We start from the raw sequence: 26,151 nt of genomic DNA, 5'->3' as shown, positions 1-26,151 counted from the left end.
TAAGTGCATTAGGGGCTAAAAATAAGCAATTGCTTATTCTTTGGGCACTATTTAAGCAGGTGCGGCCTTTCCTTGTAAACTTTCCAGATCAGTTCGCCAAAGATGGTATTGGCCCAGGCAAACCAGGAGCGGGTGAACTGCGCGGGATCGTCTTGCTGAAAGGATTCATGCATGAAACCTTTGCCGGCGTGGCATTTCTGCAGGGTTTGCAGGCACTGGCGTATTTCCGCGTCGTTGTTGCTGGTGAGGCCCTGCATAACAAGACTGATGGGCCAGATGCGGTGCAGGCCGGTATGCGGGCTGCCAATGCCTTTGCCGGCCTTGCCGGAGAAGAAGAAGGGATTTTCTGAAGAAAGAATGAGCTTGCGGGTGTTGGCGTATACCGGGTCCACAGGTTTGATGGCGCCCAGGTACGGGAGAGACAGCAGGCTGGGTACATTGGCATCGTCCATCAGGTTGAAGCTGCCAAAGCCGTTCACTTCAAAAGCGTATACCTTGCCAAATTGCGGATGGCTGACCACGGCGTATTTTTTCAGCGCCTGTTCCACTTCCGCGGCCAGCGCCCGGCAGTCTGCCGCCAGCGCGGCATCTTTATGCAGCGCCTGCACCATTTCCGCGGCCTGGCGCAAACTTACCACGGCAAAGAAATTGGAAGGCACTAAAAAGCTGAAGATGGTGGCATCGTCACTCGGCCTGAACGTGGAGCAGATGAGGCCCACCGGTTTTACCGGGTATCCGTAGCCGCTGAGCGGCACCCCGTCCGTAGCCCAGGAAGTTTTGCGCTGGAAGTGGTAAGGTCCCGGCCCGTTCTTCCGCTGCTGTTCCTTAAAGGTCTTTACCGTGAGGGCAATGGCAGACTTCCAGGTATCATCAAAAGGCGCCGTGTCTCCCGTTTTTTTCCAGTACAGGTATGCCAGGCGGATGGGGTAGCAGAGCGAGTCTATTTCCCATTTGCGCTCATGGATGCCGGGCTTCATGTCTGTCAGGTCAGACTTCCACTCGCCCTGTTTATTCTCGTCTTTATAAAACGCGTTGGCGTAAGGGTCTTTCAATATGCATTTCACCTGGTGGTTGATCACCCCGGCAATGAGGTGCTGCAGCTCCTTGTCTTCCTGCACCAACTGCAGGTAGGGAGACACCTGGGCCGTACTGTCACGCAGCCACATGGCATCTATATCGCCCGTGATCACATAGGTATCCGGCCGGCCGTTCTTCATGTCAAACTCCACCGTGGTGTCAAGCGTGTTGGGAAAGCAGTTCTCAAACAACCACGCCAGCTCCGCATTGCCGCTTTTTGCTTTTACGGCCGCTATGGCCTTTTCAACGGCCTCGCTGCGGAACTTCCGCTGCGCTTCGGGAATGCGGACTACAGGAAAATCCTGCCCGGCGGCCCATGTAAGGGCGGGGCGGAAAAGCAATGCGGAAGACAGGATAGCGGATTGCTGGAGGAATTTTCTACGGCTCATATTTTCTCTCAATTAAAAACGGAAAATAGGAACTTCTGCGCCAACTCATCCTGCTAAAATTTGCTAATTAAAAAAATACCGGCCTATGGATATAGACCGGCTTGTATACAGTGAAACTTAAACAATTCATTTCTTCCACTTCACTTTTGTGAAGAGTATTTTCTTATACCTGTCTTTTTCGTACAGCACCCCTATTTCCCGCTTGCCTGTTACCACCAGGTCTGAATAAGCCGCATTGCCGGCCTGGCCGGTCTGGTCAATTTTGTAGCTTCTTTTCCAGGTAAGGCCATCATTGTTGCTGATGCGCAGGGTGAGGTTGTCCCTTTTGGAAGTATCCGCCGCGTTGCTGAACGCTACAATGGCTTTGCCTTTGTGCCGGCCCACGGTCAGTATGCTGCCCTGGCAAACGGGGTCCGGCAGCGCCATGTCAAAGTAGGCGGTATCCCAGCTGGCGCCGCCGTTGCTGCTGAGGGCCACAATGCGCGCCTTGATGTTGCCCTGCTGGTTGCGCACGTTCATCATGAGCCGGCCACCGCTTATTTCCGTGGCAATGGCCTCATTGCTGCCGGGGATGTTCACATCTTCGCTGATATGGAAAGTTTTGCCATGATCATCCGAATAATATCCGCCGGCGCGGTACTCCCGGTGTTTGGGCTGCGGATCTCCGGCGGAGTGATTGGTGGCCACAAAAATGCGGCCCTTGTACGGGCCTGTCACAAACTGCATGGCATGGCCGGGCGTGTTGAAAAAGCAACGCCAGTCTTCGGTAAAGCCCAGTTGTTGGGGGCGGTGTACCTGCCGGGTGATGTTCACCGGCTCAGACCAGGTTTTGCCGCCATCTGCGGAGGCTACGTACATGGCTTCGCGGAGGCCATTGCCTTTCCGCACTTCACTTTCATGATTGTTGCCGGCATTGTAAAAAAGAAAAATGCGGCCACCGGGATGGGCAGGGTCTGACATATCCAGTACAGGCGCGGGGTTGCCGGCCTGCAGGTCTTTATTTTCCGCCACCACCTGCAGCGCGCTCCAGGTATTGCCTTTGTCCGTACTGCGTTTCATCACAATATCAATATCCCCGAAATCGCTGGCGTTGCCCACCCTGCCTTCTGCAAAGGCCAGCAGGTGGCCATCGGGTAAACGGATAATGGTAGGGATGCGGAAGGACTTGTACCCTTCCGTGCCTGATTCAAAAACGGTTACCTGCGCCGTGGCGAAGAATGCCGCCAGCAGGCAGGCCGTTGTGGTGATCCATTTTTTCATGTGTTTGTTTTTTGCCCGGCGGAGCATGCGCGAAAGGCTTGCCGCCTGCCTGTTTTTCCCATATGGGAATCTTCACAGGCCCGTTCCATCCACCGGATATTTCTTTACGGCAACGCGGTACGCCCGCTTCAGCCGTGATCTTTATTCATCATTCATTTGTATTACCTGCTGCGCTCCCGGTTTTTCCGGCAACACCCAGCTGAAAATATATCCCATCACCACACATCCCACCACTGCAAACAGCGGGTACAGAAAAAAGCTGATGGCGGAAGATTGCTGAACAAAATAAAGGCCGATGCTGCTGAGTATAAAACCCGCAAATATGCCGCGGCCGTTAATACGCGGGAAGAAGATGCCCGCGGCAAACATCCCGGCCAGGCAACCGCCGAACAGCCCGATGATCTTGAGGTACTGGTCCCATATGGACGCGTTCTGCAGGTACACCAGGTACATGGCAATGCCGCAGCCAATAATACCGAGGAACACCGTCACTATTTTGGCAAACCGCAGGCTTTGCAGATCTGTGGCCTGTTTGCGGAAGGTTTTGTAAAAGTCCGTGGTCACCACGGTAGCAATGGAGTTCATGCTGGAGCTGATGGTAGACATGGTAGCCGCAAACAGCCCCGCAATCACCAGCCCGCTCAAACCGGCCGGCAGCTGCTGTGAAATGAACCAGGGGAACACATCGTCTACACGGCCATGCGGGTTCAGCGAACCGGGGTGACGGCGGTAAAAGAACCAGAGCGCCGTGCCCACGCCAAAAAATATGAACGTGGCGGGTATAACCATGAGGGCGTTGGTGTAGATGGAGCGGCGGGCCTCTTTTTCTGTAGAGGTGGTGAGATAACGTTGTACCACCACCTGGTCTGAGGTGTAGGTAACGAGGTTGGTCAGGAACGCACCTACCACTACCACCCACAGCACCGGTTCTGAAATGCTCCAGCCCAGGTTGGCCACCCGCAGCTTGTCTTGCTGCCAGGCCTCGTTCATCATGCCGGACAGGCCGCCGTCCGTATTGGCGGCCATGAAGAAAAAGCTCACCAGGGCGCCGCCCAGCAATACGAACACCTGCATCACTTCCGTCCACACTACGGCCTCAATACCGCCCAGCACGCTGTACGCGGTGGTCACCACGGTGGTGAGCAGAATACAGGCAAAAATATTGGTGCCCGTTACCGTGCTCAGTACCAATGCCGGCAGGTAGATCACCACACCGAGGCGGCTGAGCTGGAACAGCACGAAAGTAAGGCTGCCCAGCAGTTTCACCCGCGTGTTGAACCTGATCTGCAGGTATTCGTACACGCTGGTGAGCTTCAGCTTGCGGAAGTAAGGCAGGTAGAACATGGTGACAATAGGCGCCACCACAATGATCATGAGGTTGTTGAGAATGTACACCCAGTCTGTTGCATACGCCTTGGCAGGAATGGCAATAAAAGTAAGGGCGCTGAGCTTGGAGCCGAAAATGCTGAGCCCCGCGGCCCACCAGGGTATCTTCTGACCGCCCAGGAAGAAGTCGCTGGTGCTGTTGCCCATTTTCCTGGATACGGTAACGCTGATGGCTATTACCAGCAGGAAGTATGCGCCTATCACCGTCCAGTCAAGCCCGCCAAAGCGGCCTTCCGGCTGCCGCGGCGCGGCCACCAGTACTTTTTTGCTTCTCACCGCCGGGCGGGCTTCGCCGCCGGGCAGCACCACGTTGTTATTCCATACCACCAGCGGGGTGGTAACGGGGGCGTACGTGCTGGCATGGGGGTTGAGAGCGGCATCCGGCAGCATATTGGAAGGCATGCTGCCTGTTACCGACCAGGCATCTGTGAGCGTGTTATAAGCCAGCACCTTGTTGCTGAAACCGGGATGGGCGTCTTTCAGATCACCCGCCTTTACGGCATTCACGCCATCGTCCCCGCCAAACAGCAACAAGTGGGACTGGCCGGCCTCATAGGCCGGCGTAGGCGCCGCGGCCAGCGGGTACGGCAGGTTAGCTACCTGCTTCCAGGCGCCGCCCGGCTGGTAAACCCAGGCATCCTGCAGATACTTTCGCTGACCTTGCTGCAGGTCTACGCCGCCGAAGATGTACACTTTCCCGTCCATAGCGCCGGCCATGGCCAGCATTCTGCCGGGGCCGGGCAGATCAGGCAACGGCTGCCACTGCCCGCCGCCGGGCCCCAGCACCCGGCAATGGCGGGTAGTACCGCCGGTGGGAGACGTTTGTCCGCCCGTCACATATACCCTGCCGTTCAGCAACACGCCGCAGGCGTTGGCCAGCGGTTCCGGCAATGCCGGCAGGTTTTCCGTTTCAATTTTTCCGTTTACATATTTCAGCAGGAAAACATCCATGTAATTCCCTTCCGCATTGCCCCCGCCAATGCACAGCAGGCCGTTGGGCGTGGTGAGGGATACGCCGTAGCCCATGGGGCGCGGCAGTTTGCCGGCTGCTTTCCATTCGCTGCTTTCATTTTCCAATACCCAGATAGTGTCGTACCAGGTTTTGATGCCGCCGGCCCAGGGCCGGGTATTGCCGGGAAAGTTGGCGCCACCGGCCACTATGAGCGCCCCGTTGCTTACGCCGGCATAACTGCCGGCCAGCCCGTCCGCTCCCGGCAACGGCGCAATTTCTTTCCAGTTAAAAAAAACCTCGCCGGCGGTGTGTTGCGCGCCGGCCTTCATGGCCAGCAAACACAGCATCAGCACCAGCATTCTTTTTATCATTTGCATGCCATGCATTTTAAGTATGAATAACCTTGCGCGCAGGCGCTTTGTCAAAAAAAGACAACGCAGCCAGCTCATTCCTGAATTGCAGGGAGGCCGCCTCGGAGAAAGTGGTCAGCGGCAGGCGGCAAGGCCCAAGGTCCCAGCCCAACATCCGCATAATGGCCTTCTGACCCGGGATGGGCGGATATTTTACCAGTATGCGGACCACTTCCACCATATAGGCATGCAGGGTACGTGCGCGCTCCATGTCTCCCTTGCGGAAGGCTTCCATGGTTTGCAGGTAGAGCGGTGCGGCAAAGGTGTAGGTGCTGCCAATAGCGCCTTGTGCGCCCACGGCCATGGCGGGCAGCAGCATTTCATCCAGCCCGTAAAGAATATCGTATTTACCGCCCTCGTACTGCAGGCAGGCCTGGTACTCCTGCAGCGTGGTAGCGGTGTATTTGATGCCCGCCAGGTTAGGGATGGCGGGGCCTGCAATTTCCAGGAACTGCACCATGTCCATGCCCACGCCGGTGAGGTGCGGGATGTGGTAGTAGTAGAACGGCAGCTCCGGTGCGGCGGCGGCAATCTGCGCCATGCTGTCTGCCAGGTTCTGTACTGAAGTGGGCTTGAAATAAAAAGCGGCCACGGCGGAAATGGCATCCGCGCCTATCTGCTGCGCATGCGCGGCCAGCGTTCTGGCCTCCGCAATGCTGCTGTGGCCTACGTGCACAAAAATGAGCAACCGTTTATTGGCGGCCTTCGTAAACGCCGCCGCTACTTCCATTCTTTCAGCTGTGGTCATGTTCGGGCCTTCACCATTGCTGCCGCAAACAAAAATACCCCGTAGCCCGTCTGCTACCAGTTTGTCTGTCAAAGCGGGAATAAGTCCGTAGTTGATAGACCCGTCTTCATGAAAAGGTGTGAATGCAGCAGCAATTAATCCTTGTACTTTTTCCATATTTCGCAAATGTGTTATTAATTGTATCCTTCGGTTTGATCGATCTGATCATTATTGGCCAGCACGGTAATGTTCAGCGGCCAGTAAATGGGGGTGGTCTTACCCGCCAGGTTAGGTATGTATTGATAAATATCCAGCGTTCCGCCTTTGTGGAAACGCACCAGGTCGTACCAGCGCTTATTCTCAAAATACAACTCCCGGCCGCGTTCGTCCAACAATTCTTTTTCAACAGCGGCTTTGTCTGTAGCGCCGGTGTACGGGCCGTTGCCGGTGCGTACCCTCACCTTGTCCAGGTACTCAATGGCGGGGCCGGTCTGGTCAAGGGCGGCGTAGGCCTCCGCCTTCAGCAGGAAGAGGTCTGCCAGGCGGTACATGATGATATCGTTGTCCGGCACGCGGTCATCTACATAACGGGTACCGGGGTATTTGGTGATCCAGGAAATTTTGGGGCCGCTGGCCTGCCGCTCTGTTACCCAGGTGAAGGGAATGCGCTTGTCGTTCGGGTATTGGGCAAACAGCGCGCGGGAGGCCGGGCTGATCTGGTAGGCGCCCTGGCCGTTAGACGTGGTTTCGCAATAAGGCAGGCTATCCAGGTTGAGCGCTCCCTGCACCCCCGTCTTATAAGGCAATGCGTTCATCACGTAGTGCGTGGTGTTGGGAATGCCGCTGATGCCGGTAGCAGGTTCGTCTCTCAGGAAGAAAGCCGCCAGTATCACTTCCGGGTTGGTGGCGGCGCGCACGGTGGTCACGTTCTTGAAATCCGCGTTCAGCGCCACGCCGGTTTTTTCTACTTCATCAATGGCCGCAATGGCGGCGTTGAGGTCAGCCGCGCCGCCGCCCAGCACCTTGGCGCTCCACAGCTTTACATCCGCTTTCAGCGCCTGCGCAGCGCCGTAGGTAAAGCGGTATTTGGAAACATAGGTAGCGGCATTGAAGTTGCTCACAGACCGGAAAAGGCTGATGGCCGTATCCAGGTCCGCGTTGATCTGTTTGAACACCGCCGTAGTGCTGCTGCGGGGCAGCAGGGGCACATTGTCTCCCACCACGGCTTGCAGCATCAGCGGCACATCTCCGATAACGCGGGACAGGTGAAAGTAAAAATAGGCCCGCAGGCTGTATGTTTCCGCCAATATCTTCTTCCGCTGGTCAGGGTTGGAGGTGAAGGGGAACGGCGCTATTTTTTCCAGCAGCAGGTTGCAGTTGCCGATGGCCTTGTACCAGTCATTGTAATTGATAGCGCCCGTAGTAGGACTGAGTATCTGGTTCCAGGCCGTACCGAAGCGGGAGTTGAGGGCGGGTACCAGCTCCTCCCCTCTTTCCGTGCCATAGGTAACGTTGTTGGCAAAAAAGCGCATGAAAGGATAGATGCCGGTTACGTACGGCTCAAAATCCCCTTCGTTGGAAAAATAGTTTTCGTCCGTGATGCTGGACTGCGGTTTTATATCGAGTATGCTCTTGCAACCGGCGAGGGAAGCCAGCAGCAGGCTGAACAGGAGTATCTTTTTCATCCTTTTAATTTTTAGAACTTGAGAGTTGCACCTAATGAAAACTGCCGCGGGCGCGGGTAGCCAATGGCGTCAAAGCCGGTGTAAGACTCCGGGTTGATACCTTTGTACGCCGTGAGGTAGCCCACATTGTACACACTGGCAAAAATGTTCATGCCGGTGGCGCGTATCTTTTTCATGATATGGCGCGGTACATCGTATGAAAGCGTGATCTCCCGCAGGGCCAGGAAATCTCCTTTATCATACATCACAGACACGTCTGAAGAATAGCTGTTGTTTACGCCCAGCGTGGCCCCGCGCAGATAATTACGCTGGCCGAAGTCGTAATCCGCAAAAGAGAAACGCGCATACTTCTTGCCTGCGTCTCCCGGTTTCTGCCAAATGTCCGGCCCCAGCGCCTGCTCCGGCGCGCCTTCGTTAAAGGCGCGGCCCTGGCCCAATGAGCGGGCCAGCGCACCGTTGCTGATCATATGGCCCATGGCATAGTCTACCGAAATTTTCAGGTTGATGCCCTTGTAAGAAAAATTGTTCTGCCAGCCGCCGATCTTGTCCGGCGTGCGGTAGCCCTGGAATACCTGGTCTTTGGAATCTATGATGCCGTCGTTGTTAACGTCTGCGAATATGAAGTCTCCCGCGCGTTTGCCCACTTGCTGGCCGGATGCGGAGGCCAGATTGTCTTTGTGCGTCTGGTTCCAGGCCGCGGCCTCTTCGTCCGTAGCAAAAACACCCAGCACCTGGTAGGCCCAAAGCCCGAAGGGGCGTTCCCCTTCAGCCAGCCCGCCCGCCTCCATGTTGGATTTGCTGGCCGGGTCAAAGATCACATCGCCGCCCTGCCTGTTTTTGGCACGCCCGTTAGACGGAAGTTGTTTGATCAGCTGTTTGTTGTAGGCAAAGGAAAAGTTGGTTTGCCAGGAGAAGGCAGGCGTTTGCAGCACCGTACCGCCAATTTCCACTTCCACACCGCTGTTCTGCAACACACCGTTGTTGAACACAATGGAACCAAAGGGTGCTTCAGACGGCAGGGGTTTTGAATCGATACGGTCTTTTGTGAGCTTGCGGTACAGGTCTACCGTAAAGTTGAGGCGGTTGTTGAGGAAAGCCGCGTCTACCCCAACATCCATGGAGGTAGTGGTTTCCCACACCAGGCCGGGATTGGCCAGGTTGGCGCGGTATATGCCGGAGCCCTGCGCGTAAGACACGGCGTTGTACCGGCCATAAGTATCTGTAATGGCCAGGTCGCTGGTGCCCGCTTCGCCCCAGCTGGCGCGCAGTTTCAGGCTGCTGACGGCCGCGGGCCGCAGGCGCCAGAAATCTTCCCTGTGAATGTTCCAGCCAACGGAAGCAGAAGGGAACAGCGCGTATTTGTTCTGAATCGCAAAGTTGGAAAAACCGTCGTACCGCAGGGCGGCGCTGGCCAGGTACTTGCCGTTGTAGTCATAGCTGAACTGGCCGAAGTAGCTGGCGGAGCGGGATTCTCCCAGGCTGGTGCCCCATTCCGTTACGTTCGTTACCACCTTGCCGTCTACAATGGCGGTAGAAGGTTCGTTGATGGTAAAGATATAATCGTTGTTGGCCCTTTGAGAGCCAATGTCTATGCTGCTGTTGGTATTGCGGGTGAAGTTGAAGCCGCCCAGCACCGTTACATGATGATCTTTCAGGAAGCTGAAATCATACTGCAGCACCTGGTCTATCATCAGCTGGCGGGAGTTGTTGGTGTTCTGGGTCTTCTGCCGTTGCGTGGACGGCTGCACCTCGTTAGGCGGCGTGGCCTTGCGCATGAACATATAACGGTAGTCCTGCAGCAGGTAAGAAATGGAGGGCCGGTAATGCAGCCCTTCCAGGATGGTCCAGTCTCCCGCCAGGCGGGACACGAGGCGTTCCGTAGAGACCCTTACATCGTCATACTTCAGGGTATGCAGGCGGTTGCGCACGGTGTACAGCTCTCCCGGCGTGGGGTTGCCATCGTCCTTGAAAATGCGTATCAGCGGGGTGATGCGCGTACCGCGTGTCAGTTCGTTCTGGAAGTTTTCCACGTAGTTGGGCAAAACGTGCTGGTAGTTGAGCATGGCATCCAGCCTGAAGTTGTCTGCCGCCTGGAAACCAAAGTTGCCCAATGCGTCGTACCGTTTGTAGTTGGTGCCCACAAAGGCGCCCTGCTGGTCTGTATAACCCAGCGCCACATTGTAATTGGCCTTTTCCGAACCGCCGTCTACAGACACGTTGGTATTGTTGGAGAGACCCGTTTTCCAGATGAGGTTTTCATAGTTGTTATCTGCATACAGGAGTTTGGTACCCGGGTTGATCGGGTCGTCCATCACCATCCATCCCCTGGCCAGCAGGTTGTCTACATATGCCTGCCCTTCAACGGCCACAATATTATCGTACAAGGCCGTGAGGTTGATGTTGTTGCCGTACTGCCCTTTGGCCGTGTATACGCGGGTACCGGCGGAGAAGCCGCCGTTGTTGAGCAGGTTGTTCTTGTCCAGCTTGTCTGCCGTGTTCTGCACGGTGGTGCGGGCCAGCTTGAGGTATTCCGTAGCCGAAAGGTATTTGTAATCCCTGGCGGGCGTTTCCCAGGTGGTGCGGTGGTTGATGTTAAGGTTCATTTTACCGCTGGCCTTGCCGCCTTTGGTTTTGATCACAATTACGCCGTTGGCGCCGCGGGCCCCGTAAATGGCGGTGGACGCCGCATCTTTCATTACCTGGATAGACTCGATATTATCAGGGTTTACATCGCTCATGGAGCGGAATACCCCGTCTATGATCACCAGGGGGCTGACATTGCCGGACGTATTGGCCACGTTGCCGCCGCTGGTGCCCGAGCCGGTGCCGTAGGCGTTGAGCTTGGTGCTGCCGCGGATAATGATGTTGGTAGCCCCTTCCCCCGGCTGGCCGGATTGGATCGGGATAGATACCCCGGCAATTTTACCCTGCATGGCCTGGATGGGGTTGGGGTTGGAAGTGTTTTTCAGTTCCGCCGCGTTGAGCTTGGAAATGGAAGCGGTGGTTTTGGCGCGCGATTGCTGCACATACCCTACCACCACTACATCTTCCAGCGTTCTGTTAGACGCGGCCAGCACAATGTTAAGCGCTGTCTGGCCGCCTAAGGCCACTTCCTGCGTGGTATAGCCCATGTTGGAGAACACGAGCGTGGCGTTGGCCGGCGAGCTGAGCGAAAAGCGGCCGTCTGTTCCGGTAAAAGCGCCTTTGGTAGTGCCTTTTACCTGTACGCTGACAAACTCAAGCGCTTTGCCGGTGGAGTCTGTTACCTTGCCGGTAACAGTTTGCTGTGCCAGGGCGTTGATGCCCTGCAGCGAAAGCACAGTCATTACCAGGAGAACTCTCCATTTGGAGGTGAGAAGATTCAGATTCATAACGGATCACTGTTAGCGATAAAATGGAATATTAGTTACTATTGTATTTATGTAGTACATATCAAATGTAGGCTAAAAAGTAGCATTTTTCCAAATAAAAATTTTTGCGGGGGGAAATATGTGCGGGAATGGTGTGCGGACGGGGTGGATTGGGATGAGCGTTTCGGGTGCGCGGGTGGTTTTGGGGGGAGGTGTGAAGAACAGGAAGAAGAAATAACGTTCCGCCTGTGCGGGATTGTTTTCCGGGAAGATGTGAAGAACAGGAAGAAGAAATAACGTTCCGCGTGTGCGGGATAGTTTTTTCGGGAAGATGTAAAGAACGGGAAGAAGAAATAACGTTCCGCCTGTGCGGGATAGTTTTTTCGGGAAGATGTAAAGAACGGAGCAGACTGATGAACGGGAAACTGCAGGGAACAGAAAACAACAGGGCCTCGCTGCATTGACAAGGGATTTGACTGATTGTACCGCCACGTATCGTTCTGCGAAAAGCAGTTGTTCTATTAACCGCTCATGCCGCATTTCCTTTCGGTCTGATCAATCGAATCCCCGGTCCTGCTCCCCCCTTATTTCTTCAGCCGGTTAAAATGCGGTTTCAGGTGCTCCAGCATTCCCTGCCTGAACTCTTCTTTGGTACCGTCTTTCAGGATATTGACGAGGTCTATGTGAGATACCTTGCCTATTTGCGGCACCTTCTCCAAGCTGATCACATACCCGAAAATGGGGAGCAGCATATTCTGGAAGCGCGTCAGCGTTTCGTTTCCGGTCATCCGGTATATTTTACCGTGAAAGGCGATCTCGTTGTTGATGCGGAAGGCCTGGCCTTTTCCGCGGGGGTCCTGGCTTTTGGCAATGGCTTCCAGCTCTTCGATATCTTTCTTGGTTTTGCGGAGATACAGGATGTCTGCCAGGCCCATTTCAAGCGTGAGCCGCAGCTCAAAAATATCCTGCAGGGTGCTGTCATCAATAATGAGCGGGTCCAGCACACGTTCAAACGAGCCCAGTATGTCCGGCGTGGACAAGATCATGCCCCTCCGCTTTTTGGTCTCAATCATTCCCAGCATCCGCAGGCGGCTCAGGGCTTCTCTTACCACGTTGCGGCTTACGCCCAGGGCTTCCGCCAGTTCATTTTCAGAAGGTAACGCGTCCCCGGGTTTGAAGGACTTTTTCTTAAGATACTCCCGCAGCTCCTTTTCCACCACGTCTGCCATAGTACGCTGCGCAATGGGGCCCAGATCTTTTATCAGATCGTTCTTTGCCATATAAAAAAGACAATTTTGTATAAATGTAGAACAAATTCAGTAATCCACCGTTTTTTATGACCGGGTCAGCAACGCAATGAGGCCGGCATGTTGCGGAAACAACCTGCACAAAGCACCTCTTTCCGCCAGTTCAAAATCGGCAAAATCGAAACCCGGCGCCACCGTACAGCCCACCAGGGCAAAACCGCCCGTTTCTTCCACACTGGACGCAAACCAGCTGCCGGCCGGGATCACCAGCTGCAACTGTTCGCCCTGGGCTATGTCACGGCCCAGGCGGTGCACGTGCAGAGAGCCGTTTGGCTTGATCTCGTAAATATGCAGGGGCTGGCCATCGTAAAAATGCCACATCTCGTCCGCGGCAATGCGGTGAAACGCGGAAAAATCGCCGTCCTCCAGTAAAAAATAAATGCCCGTGGAAGCATTGCGTGCACCCGCAAAACCTTCCGGCAGCGCTTCACGCTCAATGGTCAATGGTGAACGGTAAGTTTCCCGGAAAGAGCCGCCTTCTACATGCTGTGTCAGTTGCAGGTTTTTTCTCCAATGCTCCGCTGTTGTTTTCATGGGCTAAACTTACATTTTTTCCCTATATTTATTATGCTTTGCGACCTTTACTCGCCATATGCCTGTTTGCAGCGTTAGGCCTGCAGTTTGGCGCCCGCCTCAGCGGGTACGTCAATTGCATGGTCACAGCTTACTTCGTCAACCACAAGGCTTTTGCCGAAGATTGCGGATGTACGCACTACATTGCCCAGGCATTTGACGGTCAGGGGAACAATAACCAGTTGCAGGCTTCCGCCCCGGTGCTGAAACTGCAGGATTATGTGCCCGCGCATGCCTCACCGGCACTGGCAGCCTTGCCTGCCCCCGCTTCCGCCCCGCCGCTGATGGCCCCCGGCCATTACAGCTACAGGGCGCTCACGGATGTTTTCCGCCCTCCCTGCATAACTACCTCCCTTTTTATGATCTAACCAACGTATTTATTCACCGCGGTTTGTTATTGCGTATAGTTGTACCAGTTTCCAAGACATCACTACTGCCGTGATGCAGACGCGTATGTGATAAATGCATATGGATGCGTTTGCATGCCATTCATCAGCGCTTGCCATGTGGCTGGCGGGATGCCGGTTGTTGCGCTGCTTTCCCTTGCCTGGCCAGCATGCGGAAAGCGTTGCGGTGCCGGTGTTGCTCACGGGCCGGAAAACGTCCGGAAAGTACGCCCCGGCCGCTCCGCTTCACTGCGGCACCACCAGCAAGTCATTGAAAAATAAATAGTTATAAAAGAGAGTGCGGCCGCAAAGCGAAAGGATGCCCCCTAACAGGGGCGTCCTTTTTTTATCAAGCCCATAAATATATTTCATAAATAAGCGGACGCTCACTTATCTTTGTACCCATCATGCGGACAAGGGACGAAAAGAAGATGTGCCAGCTTCACCAGAAAACGATAGAAATGATCGTGAAGGAAGGGCTGGACGGGTTCGGGATCAACAAACTGGCCAAAGCGGCCGGCGTTTCTCCCGCCACCATTTACATTTATTACAAAGACCGGGAAGACCTCATTATCCAGACCACCCTTCGGGTATCCAATGTAATGCTGGAGGAAAGCCTGAAAGATTTTGACCCGGACATGGGCTTTGAGGAAGGGCTGCGCAAACAATGGCACAACCGCGCCCAGTATTTTCTGAATCACCCGCTGGATGTGGAGTTTATTGAAAAAATGCGTTACTCCCACCTGTACGATAAAGTGGCGGTACACCTGTACACCTCTTTCAAGGAGGTGATGGGCAGGTTTTACAACGGCGCCGTAAGCCGCAAGGAGCTGATACCGCTGCCATTTGAAGTATACTGGGCCGTGGCTTTTGCCCCGCTGTACCAGCTGATCAAATTCCATACACAGGAAAAGGCCTTCGGCCATAAAAAGTTCACCCTCACGGAAGACTTCATGGAACAGGCGCTGCAACTGGTGCTGAAAGCCCTGAAACCCTGACGTGAAAAAATTTTATCCACCTAACTAAATGAGCGCTCACTATGCACACAGGTTACATGGTAGACACAGGACTGGAGGTATTGGTATTCCGTACCAATATCCGCTTTAAAAAAGATCTCCGGCTGATAGGCCCCGTACTGGACAAACAGCCCGGCATACAACGCTGGACGGTAGACCGGGAAGATAGCGACAAAGTGCTTCGCATCGAGTCCCGCGCGCTCCGTGCGCAAGACGTTATCCGGCTTGTAACCCGGGCCGGTTTTGACTGCGAGGAGCTGCCGGAATAAACGGCCCGGCTATTGCGGTTTTTCTAACAACACACACTACAATTATATGAAAACAACAGAACGGGTCTTTTCAAGATACCAGGTATTCATCATTGCCATGCTTGCCCTGCTGCAGTTTACGGTGGTGCTGGACTTTATGGTATTAAGCCCGCTAGGCGAGATCTTGCTCGGCAAGCTGCACATTACCACCCGGCAATTTGGGCTGGTGGTATCTGCCTACGCTTTCAGCGCGGGCATTTCAGGCGTGCTGGCTGCCGGCTTTGCAGATAAGTTTGACCGTAAAAAAATGCTGCTGGTATTTTACACCGGCTTCGTCACCGGCACGTTTCTTTGCGCGCTGGCCCCCAACTACGAGTTCCTGCTGGCGGCCAGGGTGATCACCGGCCTGTTTGGCGGGGTGATCAGTGCCATCGGCATGGCCATTATAGCCGACCTTTTCAGGCCGGAAGTAAGAGGCCGGGTGATGGGTTTTGTGCAAATGGCCTTTGCCCTCAGCCAGATCATCGGCGTGCCCATGGGCTGGGAACTGGCCAACAGGATACACTGGCATGCGCCCTTCTGGATGATAGGCGCCTTTGGTACCATCATGGGGATCGTAATGGCCGTTTACATGAAGCCGGTTACCGCACACCTGCAGCAGAAAGTGGAAAAGAACGCCTTTGCGCACCTCAAACACACGTTGCAGAACAAACACTATTCCCTGGCTTTCTGCACCACCATCCTGCTGTCTACCGGCGGTTTCATGCTGATGCCGTTCGGCAGCACCTTCAGCCGGCATAACATGGGGCTGGCGCAATCAGACATTACCCTGCTCTATATAGCCACCGGTATTGCCACGTTCATAGGCGCCCCTATACTGGGCCGGTTAAGTGACAAGCTGGGAAAGATGAAGGTATTCCTGGGCGCCACCCTGCTCACAAGCGTGATGGTGGTGATCTTCACCAACCTGGGCATTACCCCGCTGTATATGGCCATTACCATTAATGCGCTGATGATGATAGGGGTATTTGGCAGGATCATTCCCGCCCAGGCTATCATGACCTCCCTGCCCAACATCCAGGACAGGGGCGCGTTCATGAGCATTAACGCTTCCGTGCAGCAGATATCCGGCGGCATAGCCTCCATTGTGGCAGGCCTCATCGTATACCAGACCAGCAGCGGGGTACTGCTCCATTATGAAATACTGGGATATGTGATCCTGGGTGCTTTTGCCTTTACGGCCGTTATGATGTATTACCTGAACAAACAAGTGCAGCGGCAAATGGCGCCTGTAGTTACGCCAGATGAAGTAGCCATCGCTTCCTGAACCGGTAACGGCTGTTCCCCTCCAGGCGGAACAGCCGTTACTGTATCTATTTTGCCTCAAAGAGCGGATTGTAGATAAGGCCCAGCAAATTGTTCCAGGGGTCCTTTACCACGGCCACCATAATGGGGCCGCCCACATTCCTGGGCTCAAAGTGCGGTGTGGCGCCCAGGGAAAGCAGGCGCTGATATTCCGCATCCATATCTTCCACTCCCCAATACACTTCCACTCCTCCCGGACCGGGATGCGCCTCTCCTGCCGCCAGCGGCTGAAGGCCCAGTTCAAAACCGCCAATCTCAAAGCCCACATAAAAAGGCTCGTCAAAATAAGGTGCGGCATTAAATGCCCTGGTGTACCATTCTTTCCCCGCCGCCACATCGGGCACCTTGTAAATAGCCGTTCTCAGCCCCAAAAAATGTTTTTTCATCGTGCCTTGGTTTTATACCTAAAAGTAGGCAATTGGCAAATATTTAACAATTGCTGGAAACAGGCCACTGTGGCTGAATACAACCGTTATCCGCTACCACGGCGCCGGCATGCCGATTGTTGTAAGCGCGCACGCCGTAAATTTGTAATGTCCCCCTCAAGTTCTTATCATCTAAAAGGTACCGATTATGGAAAAAAATACCATCCGCGAAGCATATAAACGCTACTGGCTCGAAAACGGCAAAAGGCCGGTATCTGTTTTCGCCCTCTGTAAGGTCCTCGATATCCCTGAATCAACATTCTATGAATATTACAGCGCCATGGAAGGCGTAGAGCGAGACATCTGGCTGGACTTCTTCCAGCGTACTGTTGACCAGCTAAAGGACGACCCCACCTATCAGCAATACACCGCGCAGGAAAAACTGCTGGCGTTCTATTTCCTCTGGGTGCAAAAACTGAAGGAAGACCGCAGCTACGTGCTGCAGCAACACCAGCGCTCCCAATTACCCGGCGGACAGCTGCGGCAGCTGTCTGATTTCAAAAAGGCCTTTTACGACTATGCCGCCGGCCTCATCAAAGAAGGTTATCTCACCACGGAAATAAAAGAACGGAAATATATTTCAGACCAGTACGTACACGGCTTCTGGATGCAGGCGCTGTTTGTGCTCAAATACTGGATAGAAGACAGCAGCCTGAACTTTGAAATGACAGACGCGGCCATTGAAAAGGCCGTACACCTCAGCTTCCAGCTGATACAGTCCAATACGCTGGACAGCCTGCTGGATTTTGGAAAATTCATACTGACAAGGAAATAACATAACGGATGAAAGAACAGACCAACATCCCTACCGGCAAAGTGGAAAGGGCCGGCAGGTTTGTAACCACCGGACTGAAAGTAGGCACCAATTATATCAAACACTATACCCGCAAGCTCATAGACCCCACTATTACCCGGGACGCACTTCACCAGGAGAACGCGGAAGACATATACGCCACGCTCAGCAACCTGAAAGGCAGCGCCCTGAAAGTGGCGCAAATGTTGAGCATGGACAGGGGCATGCTGCCCAGGGCCTATTCTGAACGTTTTGCCATGAGCCAGTACAGCGCCCCGCCTCTTTCCGGACCGCTGGTGGTGAACACCTTTGTAAAAACATTGGGCAAAACGCCCGCGCAGCTGTATGACCGCTTTGATATGAAAGCCAGCAACGCCGCATCTATTGGTCAGGTACACAAAGCCGCCAAAAACGGCAAAGAGCTGGCAGTAAAAATACAGTACCCGGGCGTGGCCAACAGCGTACGGTCAGACCTTCGCATTGTGAAACCCTTCGCCATCCGCATTGTGGGTATGAACGAAGTGGATATGGACAAATATTTTGACGAGATCGAATCCAAGCTGCTGGAGGAAACAGATTATGCGCTGGAGCTGCACCGCTCCAAAGAGCTGTCTGCCCGGTGCGCCCACATCCCCAACCTGGTGTTCCCGGCATATTACCCGGAGCTGTCTTCTGACCGTATCATTACCATGGACTGGCTGGACGGCCTGCATCTGAAGGAGTTCCTGGCCACCAACCCTTCCCAGGAGGTGCGCAATAAAATAGGGCAGGCGCTGTGGGATTTCTACCAGTTCCAGGTACACCAGCTCAAAAAAGTGCATGCAGACCCGCACCCCGGCAATTTTTTGCTGCGGGCAGACGGTACGGTGGGTATTTTTGATTTTGGCTGCGTGAAAGAAGTGCCGGAAGATTTTTATGTGAACTATTTTCTCCTTACAGATAAGGAAGTGCTGAAAGACGAAGCCCGGCGCAGGGAAATTTACACCAACCTGGAAATGATACACCCAACAGATACGGAAAAAGAGATCGTTTTCTTTTCCGGCCTGTTCCAGGAAATGATCCGCCTGCTTACCCATCCCTTTACGGTAGAACGGTTTGATTTCGGCAACGAAAACTATTTCAACGAGATCTATGCCTACATGGACTACGTGGCTAACCTGAAAGAAGTACGCGAATCCAAGGTGGCACGCGGCAGCCGCCATTCCCTGTATATCAACCGTACGTACTTCGGGCTGTACTCCATGCTGAGTGACCTGAAGGCGGATATCATCACCGGGCAGGCGCGCATACGGTCGTTCATGCAATAATACGGCCGTAGCATTCAGGCACACAATATGCGGTGATTCTATAAACTCACCGTTATGCTATTATCATTGCTCGCTCTTGCAGCCGTGTTATTGCTGATCATTGTATATGTGGTACTTCAATCCAGTAAAAAAACGCGGGACAAGGGTAACGAAAAGCTGATCAACCGCAGCGTTCCTCCTTATGAAACGGATACTGCCAAGGCCGGGGCGGCTGATACGGAATAGCCGCGTTTCAGGTGGGCGCCGCCCAGACCCGTATGGCTGATCATGGCTGTTTTGAAAGCGGTATGCAGCCATGCCAAACCTTACGCGGATGAAAACAGGCAAAGCAGACAGGGGATATCGCAAAGGTTGATCTTGCATTTACAGGCGTGCTGCCAGCAGCTCTTTCAGTACAACCGCCTGGTTGTGCTCTTCGTCTTTTGCGCCGTACAGCAATGTAACGGTTTTATGTTTTTTGATGTCCGGCAGCAGGGTTGCCAGTGCATCAGACTCCTTCAGTTCAGCTTTATAGCGCTTCTCAAATTCTTTCCAGTTGGGCACTTCGTGATGGAACCATTTCCGTAGTTCGTCAGACGGGGCCACTTCTTTTGCCCAAAGGTCTATATGGGCGTTTTCTTTTTTGATGCCCCGCGGCCAAAGGCGGTCTACCAGTATACGATAACCATCTGCGGGGGCATAAGCTTCGTATATTCGTTTAATGTGTATCATATTAGAAGAACAACGATGAAGGGTAATTGTTTCAGTTTACTGATTCCCGCCAACTCCGGCAACGGGCATTCCGTTCCGGCAATTTGCCCCTTTACTGTACCTTTGCCGAATGTTAACGAACCACAGCATATACCTTCTCCATTCCCTGCTGGCCGTTTTTGATGCGGAGGCGCTCATCCGGTACGGTGGCCTGCCCCTCGTCTGCCTCATCCTTTTTGCAGGCAATGCCCTGTTCCTGCTGTTTTTTATCCCTACGGGCGCTTTCCTGTTCACCGGCGGGGTGTTTATGGCTACCGGGGTGCTGCCGTACAATGTATTTGCCATTTGCGGGTTGCTGGGCCTGGTTTCCCTCCTGGGCAGCCTCACCGGTTACTGGTTCGGGAAAAAGACCGGCCCTGCGCTCTACCGGCGGAAAGATTCCCGCTTTTTCCGCGTGCAATACCTGAAAGCAGCGGAAGAGTTTTATGATAAACGGGGCAAGCTGACCCTCATTGCAGCCCCCTTCCTGCCCATTATCCGCACCTTTGCCCCCATTATTGCCGGCATGATCAGCATGCCCCTGCGGAAGTTTATATTGCCCGCGCTGGCTGGTTCCCTGCTGTGGGTAAGCGCTATTGTGCTGGCGGGGTACCTGATCGGCAGCTGGCCCGCATTACAGCCGGTGCTGAACTATGTTGTAGCGGGTATTATTGTTTGTGTAACCGTGCCGGTAGTGTTGCGCATTGTTAAAGGCCTGCGGGACTGGCAGCAAAAAGAGCGGGAAACCCTATAGCCTGATACCGTTCAGTATCCATTCTACCGTTTTTAACACTTTGTGGAGATGCCGCGGCGAGTCCGTTACCCTGGCTATCATGATGCCACCCTCAATCAGTGCTATGATGGAAAGCGCCAGCTGCGCCGCATCTATGCCCTGTTTGAACTCTCCCGCGGTCACGCCGCCCCGGATCAGCAGCTCGATATTTTTCTTCCAGCCGAGCACTGCGGCGGCCGCACGCTGCTTCAGCAACCCGTTGGTATCATCCGCCTCAACGGCCGTATTCAATATAGGGCAGCCGCCTTCCGGGTAATTGTTGCGAACAAAGCGGCTGTAGGTCTGCGCATATACCATCAGCTTCTCATAGTAGCCGGCCGCTTTTTCCATCTGCCGGGTAACCTCTTTGACCACCTGCGCATGGTTGTGGTCAAATACGGCCACGGCTACCGCTTCCTTGCTTTCAAAATTGCCGTAAATACTGCCTTTTGTAAGGCCCGTAGCCTCCGTGATGTCTGATAACGAAGTACCGGCAAAGCCCTTTGTGTTAAAAACACCCGCTGTTTTTTCGATAATATAGCGGCGGGTACGTTCAGCCTTGGAAGATGCGCTTTCCATACCGGCGAAGATAATAAATTATACCGGTTGGTATTATTTATGTTTATATTTGCTATAAAAGAGCACTATGTTAAAGAGGGTTGTTGTTACAGGCCTGGGCGCCTTAACCCCTTTGGGGAATGACACAAAAACATTCTGGCGCAACATTGCGGCCGGCACCAGCGGGGCCGCCAGGGTTACCCGCTTTGACGCGTCCCTGTTCCGCACGCAGTTTGCCTGCGAGCTGAAAGGTTTCAATGCGGCGGATTACCTTGACAAGGCTGATATCAAAAGAACGGACGCTTTTACCCAATACGCACTGGTGGCTACAGATGAGGCCATTAAAGACGCCGGCATCAACATCGGCAGCATGAGCCCGTTTGATGTAGGCGTGATCTGGGGAAGCGGCCAGGGCGGCATGGAAACTTTTGAGGAACAGGTGAAAGAATATGTGCTGGGAGACGGTACGCCCCGTTTCAGCCCTTTCTTTGTACCCAAGCTGATAGCCAACATGGCCTCCGGCATGATATCCATGCGTAACGGGTACATGGGCATCAACTACACCACCGTGTCTGCCTGCGCTACGTCCAATACGGCCATTATGGATGCTTTCAATTACATCAGGCTGGGCAAGGCCAAAGTGATCATCACCGGCGGTTCCGAAGCGCCGGTTACGCCGGCCTCGCTGGGTGGCTTCAGTTCCATGAAAGCCATGTCTGCCCGCAACGATGACCCCCAACATGCTTCCCGCCCCTTTGATGTGGAGAGAGACGGTTTTGTAATGGGCGAAGGGGCCGGCGCACTGGTGCTGGAAGAATATGAACATGCGGTAAAAAGGGGCGCGCACATCTACGGAGAACTGAAAGGCGCGGCCATGACGGCAGACGCTTACCATATGACGGCCACCCACCCCGAAGGCCTGGGCGCCGCAAAAGCCATGGAACTGGCGCTGGAAGAAGCGGGTATTGACATTACAGCGGTAGATTACCTGAACGTACATGCTACCTCCACCCCCGTTGGCGACCTCTCCGAGCTGAAAGCATTACTCCGGCTCACCAAAGATCAGCCCGGCAAGATGCAGATCAGTGCCACCAAGTCCATGACGGGCCACCTGCTGGGCGCGGCAGGCGCCATTGAAGCCATTATATGCCTTTGCGCCATGCAGCACAACATTGTACCGCCCACTATCAATACCACTGTGCTGGACCCTGCCGTGCCGGCCAGCCTCAACATAGTTACCGGCCAGGCTATTGAACATCCTGTAAATATTGCCATGAGCAATACTTTCGGTTTTGGCGGGCATAATGGTATTGTGGTATTCGGGAAAGTGTAGGAAGCAGGCTATGATGACTTCCTCACCCCTGTTGCAAACGCCCGTGCCGGGTTTTCCACAAACACGGTGTTGATCTCCTGCTGCGTGAACCCATGCTGCCGCATGGCGGGCATGAACGTATCAAAAATACAGTTGTAGTCCCTGAAATGCCCGCCTTGCGGCTCTCCCACGTGGTACCAGCCCGCGTCATGAGAAACAAGTACCTGCTTCAGCAGGCCTTCCCGCTTCATGTTCTGCAGGCAGGTAATGTGAGTGGTAATAGACGATGGGCTTACGCCGTCAAAAGACACCCATCCTCCTGCCCGCGCGGCGGCCACGTGATACGCAGCGTCCGGCTCGCTTTGCGCATGTATCCAGATCTTTGCGGATGGCAATGCCCCATGCTTTTGTATGATCTCCAGCTGCTCCACCGCCGCCGCACCGTTGCCGGTATGTACGCCAATGGTCAGTCCCGTAGCCAGGTGCGCGATAGCGGCCGCTGCTATTATCTTCTGCTGGGCAGGCGTAAGCGGCGCCTTGTCTGTACCCGTTTTGATGAAACCGGGGCGGATGCCGGTACCTTCTATACCTTGCTCCCACTCCGCTACCCAGCGGGCAGCCAGCTGCTCCGCAGTTTCCGTGTACACATGCGCCGGAAGGTATTTTTCTTTAGCCGCCCCGTAATAACCCGTGTTACTCAGTATGTGCAGACCTGAAGCCGCAGCCAGCCGCTGCAGCAATTGTACATTGCGGCCCAGATAAGCGGGCGTGCAATCAACAAATGCTGCGCAGCCACGCTCTTTGGCACTGCGCAGTACCGGTAAAGCCGTGTTGAAAACGTCTTCAGCCTGGTAGCGGTCAGGGCTCGTTTTATCAGCCCCAATAAAATCCACCATCACATGTTCATGCGTAAGTGTAAAACCCAGCTGGCCGGCGCCGAGCGGGCCGTTCACCGTCATCACCGAAGCTCCGGGGCCAGGTTTGCGCCCCGGGAGCAGCAGCCCGCCCATCAATACGGTGCCGCTTTGCCGGAGAAAAGTTCTGCGCGTGAGCATATCTTAAAGTTAGCGCAAAACCATGGCAGATTTATTATCTTGGGAGAACAATTTGCCGGCCGCCGCAGGCCGGAACATAACATACTGCTAAGTCCACGATTATGAAACTACTGTCTTTGGCGCATTGCGCCTTAGCTTGCTTTTCACTGCCCGTTACCGCGCAGAACACCGCTGCCGGCGCAGGCGTAAGCATTGGCTCCCATGCCACCCATATTGCCCGCATTACCGGAGACACTATTGTGGTGGCCACCGGCAGCACTTATGCCTTTACGGTAGATACGCCTGAAGACCAGGGCCTCATTTCCACCACTACCAGCGTTCAACAGTTGCTATCCCAACTGGCCGCCAAAAACGGTGCTGTTATAGGGAAAAACAGCGCTCCCAAAACCGCAGGCAGCCTCGAAACCGGGGATCAGCTTGTGGTAACCGCACCCGGCGGCAAAAACACCCGGACCTATTACATCCGCCTCAGCCCTATGGCTATTGGCGGCCGGTTGCAACTGGCGCAGGAGGCCTTTACCCTGCATACCCGAAGGGACCTCACACTTTATTTCACTGCCGGCCAGAGAAGCCCTGCCGTTACCGTCCATATCCACATCCCGCGGGGCATTGCCATCACGCCAGATAACGTTACCGTCAACATTATTGGCCGTGGTGACGTAAAACTGAAAGACCTGCCCGCCCAATCCATTGGCCGCGCTGGCTCCCGGTACAGCTATTCGCAGGTAGGCACGTTCAGCATCGGCCCCGCGGCCACCGGCACGCTGCTTAGCCTCCACGGGCTTGACCTGCGGCCCGCCAACGGCGCCGACGTAAAACTGGTGATCAGTGATGTACAACTCTCCAAAGCAGGCCGATATCATTTTAAAGCCTCCTATACAACAGCGCAACCGGAAGTGCTCCGCAGCGCCGGTACCGGCAGCGAAGTAGCGGTGCTGACCGTTACGCCGCAGATTGCAGACCTGGAGCGGGTGACTGACCAGGACCTGCCATACCGGGAAACAGCAGGTACTTATACCACTGCCCGCTTCGCCTGGAGCCCTTTTAAAGGTGCCGCGGGCCTGGAGCTGATGCAGTCCCTCAACGGCGGCAAAACATGGGCCCGCACCAATGCCGCCATTGACCTGCAACACGGTACCGCTACTATCAGCGGGTTGCGGCCCAACCGGCGTTACCTGTTCCGCCTGTCTGTTAAAAGCGGCGCGCACAAAGGCTTTTCCAATACCGCCCGCTTTTATTCCGGCAAAATGGACATCAAAACATTCGGCGTAAAAGGGACTGACGGAGAAGATTGCACCACCCAGGTAAACGAAGCTATTGCCTACCTGCATCAAAGCGGCGGCGGTACGCTGCTTTTCAGCGCGGGCACCTATTGCGTGCGCACGGTACATCTGCAAAGCAATGTTTACCTCTACGTAGACAAAGATGCCACCATCAAGGCCCTCAAAGGCGCAGACGCTCCGGAAACCACCTGGTTCAGCGACAAAAAGTACCGCTCCGGCCTTTCCCCCACAGACACCGGTCCCTACGAAGACCCCGAGAACTATCTCACCAAGCAGGACGTGGGCCATCATTACTTCCGCAATACCATGTTCTTCGGAGAGCGCCTCCACAACATCAAGATCATTGGCAACGGCCGCATTACCGGTAACGGCAACCTGGCCACCAGTGACAAGGTAATGAACAATGCGCCGGACAGCCGGGCAGACAAGATGTTCACGCTGAAACTCTGCACCAATATTGAGATAGGCGGCATTTACCGGCAGGAGGACCTTTGGTATGATGAAGTAAAAGACGCACCCTATTATATCGGCAAAAACGGCGAAAAGATAACAGGCACCGATAACATGCTGCAGATAGACCGCGCCGGGCATTTTGTACTGCTGGCCACCGGCAGCGACCACATCAACGTACACAATACCTATTTCGGCAAACATCATACTTCCAATGCCCGCGACATCTATGATTTCATGGCATGTAATGATGTAACCGTGACCAATATTTACTCGAAAGTAAGTTCAGACGACATTGTAAAGCCGGGCTCAGACTGCTCTCTGGGCTTCACCCGCCCCGCAAGCCGCCACCGCGTACGCAATGTAATTGGAGACACCAACTGCAATCTTTTCCAGATAGGCTCGGAAACGGCAGACGATATTATGGACATCTGCGTAGACAATATTTACGTGCTGGGCGCCAACAAAGCCGGCTTCTCCATTTCCACCAACGACGGTGCGCATATTAAAGACATCCACCTCAACTGCGGGCACACCGGCCCGCTGCATTCCCGCTCCAAAATGTACCGCACCTTCACTCCCTTTTTCATCTCCATCTCCAACAGGGCACGCATACTGGGCGCCGAAGTGGGCAAATATGCCTTTACAGACAACGGTGTTCCGCACCATGAGCTGCTGGCCAAAAACATGAATATAGGGCGTGTGGAAAACATCATCCTGAACGGGATAGACATTTACGAAGTATATGCCGGCAGCTCCTTCAGCGGCCAGCGCTGGAAGCCCTATAACGGCTCCCAACGGCGCGCAAGCCCCATTATAGCCGGTTACAGCCTGCCAGACAATAGCGTTACGGAAGGCGGCCTCAATTTCAGACTGCCCAACGGCCAACATACCGGCTATATCCGGAACATGGTGCTGAACGATGTACACATACTTGCAAAAGGCGGCAATCCTTTATCAGACACAACCGCCACGCCGCCCGAGCTGGGCGTGGGCCAGTATAACGCCTCCAACCTCAAGGTGCAGCCCTCTTTCGGTTTATGGGCACGGCACGTGCAGGGCCTGACCGTTACCAACAGCAGTTTTAATGTAGAAGAGCCAGACGGCCGGTATGCTATAATGCTGGACGATGTGCACGGCGCCCGCATTTCCAGTGTAAAAACGGTCAGGGCCGCTGGCAATAACATCACCATCAGGCTGAAAAATGCTACCGGTGTGGATGTAGACAATACGCAGTATTACCGGTCAAGCTGGGGCCAATCACCCGCCGCGCTGCCCTCCCGGCAAGGCTCCTCTTTCAATTTCTGAGGCATTGCGCGGGCTTTTTGTATTTTGC

General features: G+C 54.4%; 22 protein-coding genes. 10 read left to right on the top strand and 12 right to left on the bottom strand.

The window, feature by feature from the left end:
• Nucleotides 1-47: 47 nt before the first annotated feature.
• The 8 genes from D3A97_RS11905 to D3A97_RS11870 all read right to left on the bottom strand — a co-directional run bounded on the left by D3A97_RS11905 (nt 48) and on the right by D3A97_RS11870 (nt 13,077).
• Nucleotides 48-1,466, bottom strand: coding sequence for a glycoside hydrolase family 125 protein (locus D3A97_RS11905; RefSeq protein ID WP_119078729.1), 1,419 nt, complete (start codon nt 1,464-1,466; stop codon nt 48-50).
• A 126-nt stretch (nt 1,467-1,592) separates the two neighbouring features.
• On the bottom strand, nt 1,593-2,726 hold the full coding sequence (locus D3A97_RS11900; protein WP_119079545.1) for a sialidase family protein: 1,134 nt from the start codon (nt 2,724-2,726) through the stop codon (nt 1,593-1,595).
• Nucleotides 2,727-2,867: 141 nt separating this feature from the next.
• Nucleotides 2,868-5,441 carry a sodium:solute symporter family protein gene (locus tag D3A97_RS11895; RefSeq protein WP_157986501.1) on the bottom strand — a complete coding sequence of 858 codons (2,574 nt, stop codon included), beginning with the start codon at nt 5,439-5,441 and terminating at the stop codon, nt 2,868-2,870.
• Between the two features lie 10 nt (nt 5,442-5,451).
• Nucleotides 5,452-6,378, bottom strand: coding sequence for a dihydrodipicolinate synthase family protein (locus D3A97_RS11890; RefSeq protein WP_119078727.1), 927 nt, complete (start codon nt 6,376-6,378; stop codon nt 5,452-5,454).
• Nucleotides 6,379-6,395: 17 nt separating this feature from the next.
• Nucleotides 6,396-7,886, bottom strand: coding sequence for a RagB/SusD family nutrient uptake outer membrane protein (locus D3A97_RS11885; protein ID WP_119078726.1), 1,491 nt, complete (start codon nt 7,884-7,886; stop codon nt 6,396-6,398).
• An 11-nt stretch (nt 7,887-7,897) separates the two neighbouring features.
• The gene (locus tag D3A97_RS11880) at nt 7,898-11,257 is read right to left on the bottom strand and encodes a SusC/RagA family TonB-linked outer membrane protein (protein ID WP_232825945.1); all 3,360 of its coding nucleotides are present in this window, start codon (nt 11,255-11,257) and stop codon (nt 7,898-7,900) included.
• Nucleotides 11,258-11,820: 563 nt separating this feature from the next.
• Entirely contained in the window at nt 11,821-12,516 is a 696-nt protein-coding gene (locus tag D3A97_RS11875; protein WP_119078724.1) for a FadR/GntR family transcriptional regulator, read from the bottom strand.
• 54 nt (nt 12,517-12,570) lie between these two features.
• Entirely contained in the window at nt 12,571-13,077 is a 507-nt protein-coding gene (locus tag D3A97_RS11870) for a cupin domain-containing protein (RefSeq protein WP_119078723.1), read from the bottom strand.
• A gap of 38 nt (nt 13,078-13,115) precedes the next feature.
• Here D3A97_RS11870 and D3A97_RS11865 point away from each other — a divergent pair, with 38 nt between their 5' ends.
• The 4 genes from D3A97_RS11865 (at nt 13,116) to D3A97_RS11850 (ending at nt 16,093) form a co-directional block, all read left to right on the top strand.
• Complete coding sequence (locus tag D3A97_RS11865) at nt 13,116-13,484, top strand: hypothetical protein (RefSeq protein ID WP_157986500.1); 369 nt, start codon at nt 13,116-13,118, stop codon at nt 13,482-13,484.
• 425 nt (nt 13,485-13,909) lie between these two features.
• Nucleotides 13,910-14,500: a TetR/AcrR family transcriptional regulator gene (locus D3A97_RS11860; protein ID WP_119078721.1), complete on the top strand. Its 591-nt coding sequence runs from the start codon at nt 13,910-13,912 to the stop codon at nt 14,498-14,500.
• Nucleotides 14,501-14,541: 41 nt separating this feature from the next.
• Entirely contained in the window at nt 14,542-14,787 is a 246-nt protein-coding gene (locus D3A97_RS11855) for a hypothetical protein (RefSeq protein ID WP_119078720.1), read from the top strand.
• Nucleotides 14,788-14,833: 46 nt separating this feature from the next.
• Nucleotides 14,834-16,093 carry an MFS transporter gene (locus tag D3A97_RS11850; RefSeq protein WP_119078719.1) on the top strand — a complete coding sequence of 420 codons (1,260 nt, stop codon included), beginning with the start codon at nt 14,834-14,836 and terminating at the stop codon, nt 16,091-16,093.
• A gap of 46 nt (nt 16,094-16,139) precedes the next feature.
• Here D3A97_RS11850 and D3A97_RS11845 read toward each other — a convergent pair whose 3' ends face one another.
• Nucleotides 16,140-16,517: a VOC family protein gene (locus tag D3A97_RS11845; protein WP_119078718.1), complete on the bottom strand. Its 378-nt coding sequence runs from the start codon at nt 16,515-16,517 to the stop codon at nt 16,140-16,142.
• Between the two features lie 187 nt (nt 16,518-16,704).
• Between D3A97_RS11845 and D3A97_RS11840 the strand changes: the two genes are divergently transcribed.
• From D3A97_RS11840 to D3A97_RS24830, 3 genes are read left to right on the top strand one after another with little or no spacing between them, the layout of a single operon-like run.
• On the top strand, nt 16,705-17,331 hold the full coding sequence (locus tag D3A97_RS11840; protein ID WP_119078717.1) for a TetR/AcrR family transcriptional regulator: 627 nt from the start codon (nt 16,705-16,707) through the stop codon (nt 17,329-17,331).
• Nucleotides 17,332-17,339: 8 nt separating this feature from the next.
• Entirely contained in the window at nt 17,340-18,656 is a 1,317-nt protein-coding gene (locus D3A97_RS11835) for an ABC1 kinase family protein (protein WP_119078716.1), read from the top strand.
• A 54-nt stretch (nt 18,657-18,710) separates the two neighbouring features.
• Nucleotides 18,711-18,881, top strand: coding sequence for a hypothetical protein (locus tag D3A97_RS24830; RefSeq protein WP_157986499.1), 171 nt, complete (start codon nt 18,711-18,713; stop codon nt 18,879-18,881).
• A gap of 138 nt (nt 18,882-19,019) precedes the next feature.
• Here the strand turns inward: D3A97_RS24830 and D3A97_RS11830 are convergent, their stop codons facing one another.
• Nucleotides 19,020-19,367 carry a DUF488 domain-containing protein gene (locus tag D3A97_RS11830; protein WP_119078715.1) on the bottom strand — a complete coding sequence of 116 codons (348 nt, stop codon included), beginning with the start codon at nt 19,365-19,367 and terminating at the stop codon, nt 19,020-19,022.
• A 109-nt stretch (nt 19,368-19,476) separates the two neighbouring features.
• Here D3A97_RS11830 and D3A97_RS11825 point away from each other — a divergent pair, with 109 nt between their 5' ends.
• Complete coding sequence (locus D3A97_RS11825) at nt 19,477-20,139, top strand: DedA family protein (RefSeq protein ID WP_119078714.1); 663 nt, start codon at nt 19,477-19,479, stop codon at nt 20,137-20,139.
• Here D3A97_RS11825 and D3A97_RS11820 read toward each other — a convergent pair.
• Nucleotides 20,134-20,736 (bottom strand): TetR/AcrR family transcriptional regulator, encoded by a 603-nt coding sequence (locus tag D3A97_RS11820; RefSeq protein WP_119078713.1) that lies wholly within the window; start codon nt 20,734-20,736, stop codon nt 20,134-20,136. The genes D3A97_RS11825 and D3A97_RS11820 overlap by 6 nt on opposite strands.
• 67 nt (nt 20,737-20,803) lie before the next feature.
• On the opposite strand from D3A97_RS11820, the gene fabF reads away from it, so the two are divergent.
• Nucleotides 20,804-22,048: a beta-ketoacyl-ACP synthase II gene (fabF, locus tag D3A97_RS11815; protein WP_119078712.1), complete on the top strand. Its 1,245-nt coding sequence runs from the start codon at nt 20,804-20,806 to the stop codon at nt 22,046-22,048.
• A gap of 8 nt (nt 22,049-22,056) precedes the next feature.
• On the opposite strand, the gene D3A97_RS11810 is transcribed toward fabF, so the two are convergent.
• A complete protein-coding gene (locus D3A97_RS11810; RefSeq protein WP_119078711.1) occupies nt 22,057-23,082 on the bottom strand; it encodes a phosphotriesterase family protein in 1,026 nt (341 codons plus the stop codon).
• A gap of 101 nt (nt 23,083-23,183) precedes the next feature.
• Here D3A97_RS11810 and D3A97_RS11805 point away from each other — a divergent pair, with 101 nt between their 5' ends.
• Complete coding sequence (locus D3A97_RS11805; protein ID WP_157986498.1) at nt 23,184-26,123, top strand: endopygalactorunase; 2,940 nt, start codon at nt 23,184-23,186, stop codon at nt 26,121-26,123.
• Nucleotides 26,124-26,151: the final 28 nt, after the last annotated feature.

The organism is Chitinophaga alhagiae (genome assembly GCF_003568665.1).
Taxonomy (GTDB): Bacteria; Bacteroidota; Bacteroidia; order Chitinophagales; family Chitinophagaceae; genus Chitinophaga; species Chitinophaga alhagiae.
Note: the sequence above shows the minus strand (reverse complement) of the source record. Positions and strands in the feature narration are given on the sequence as shown.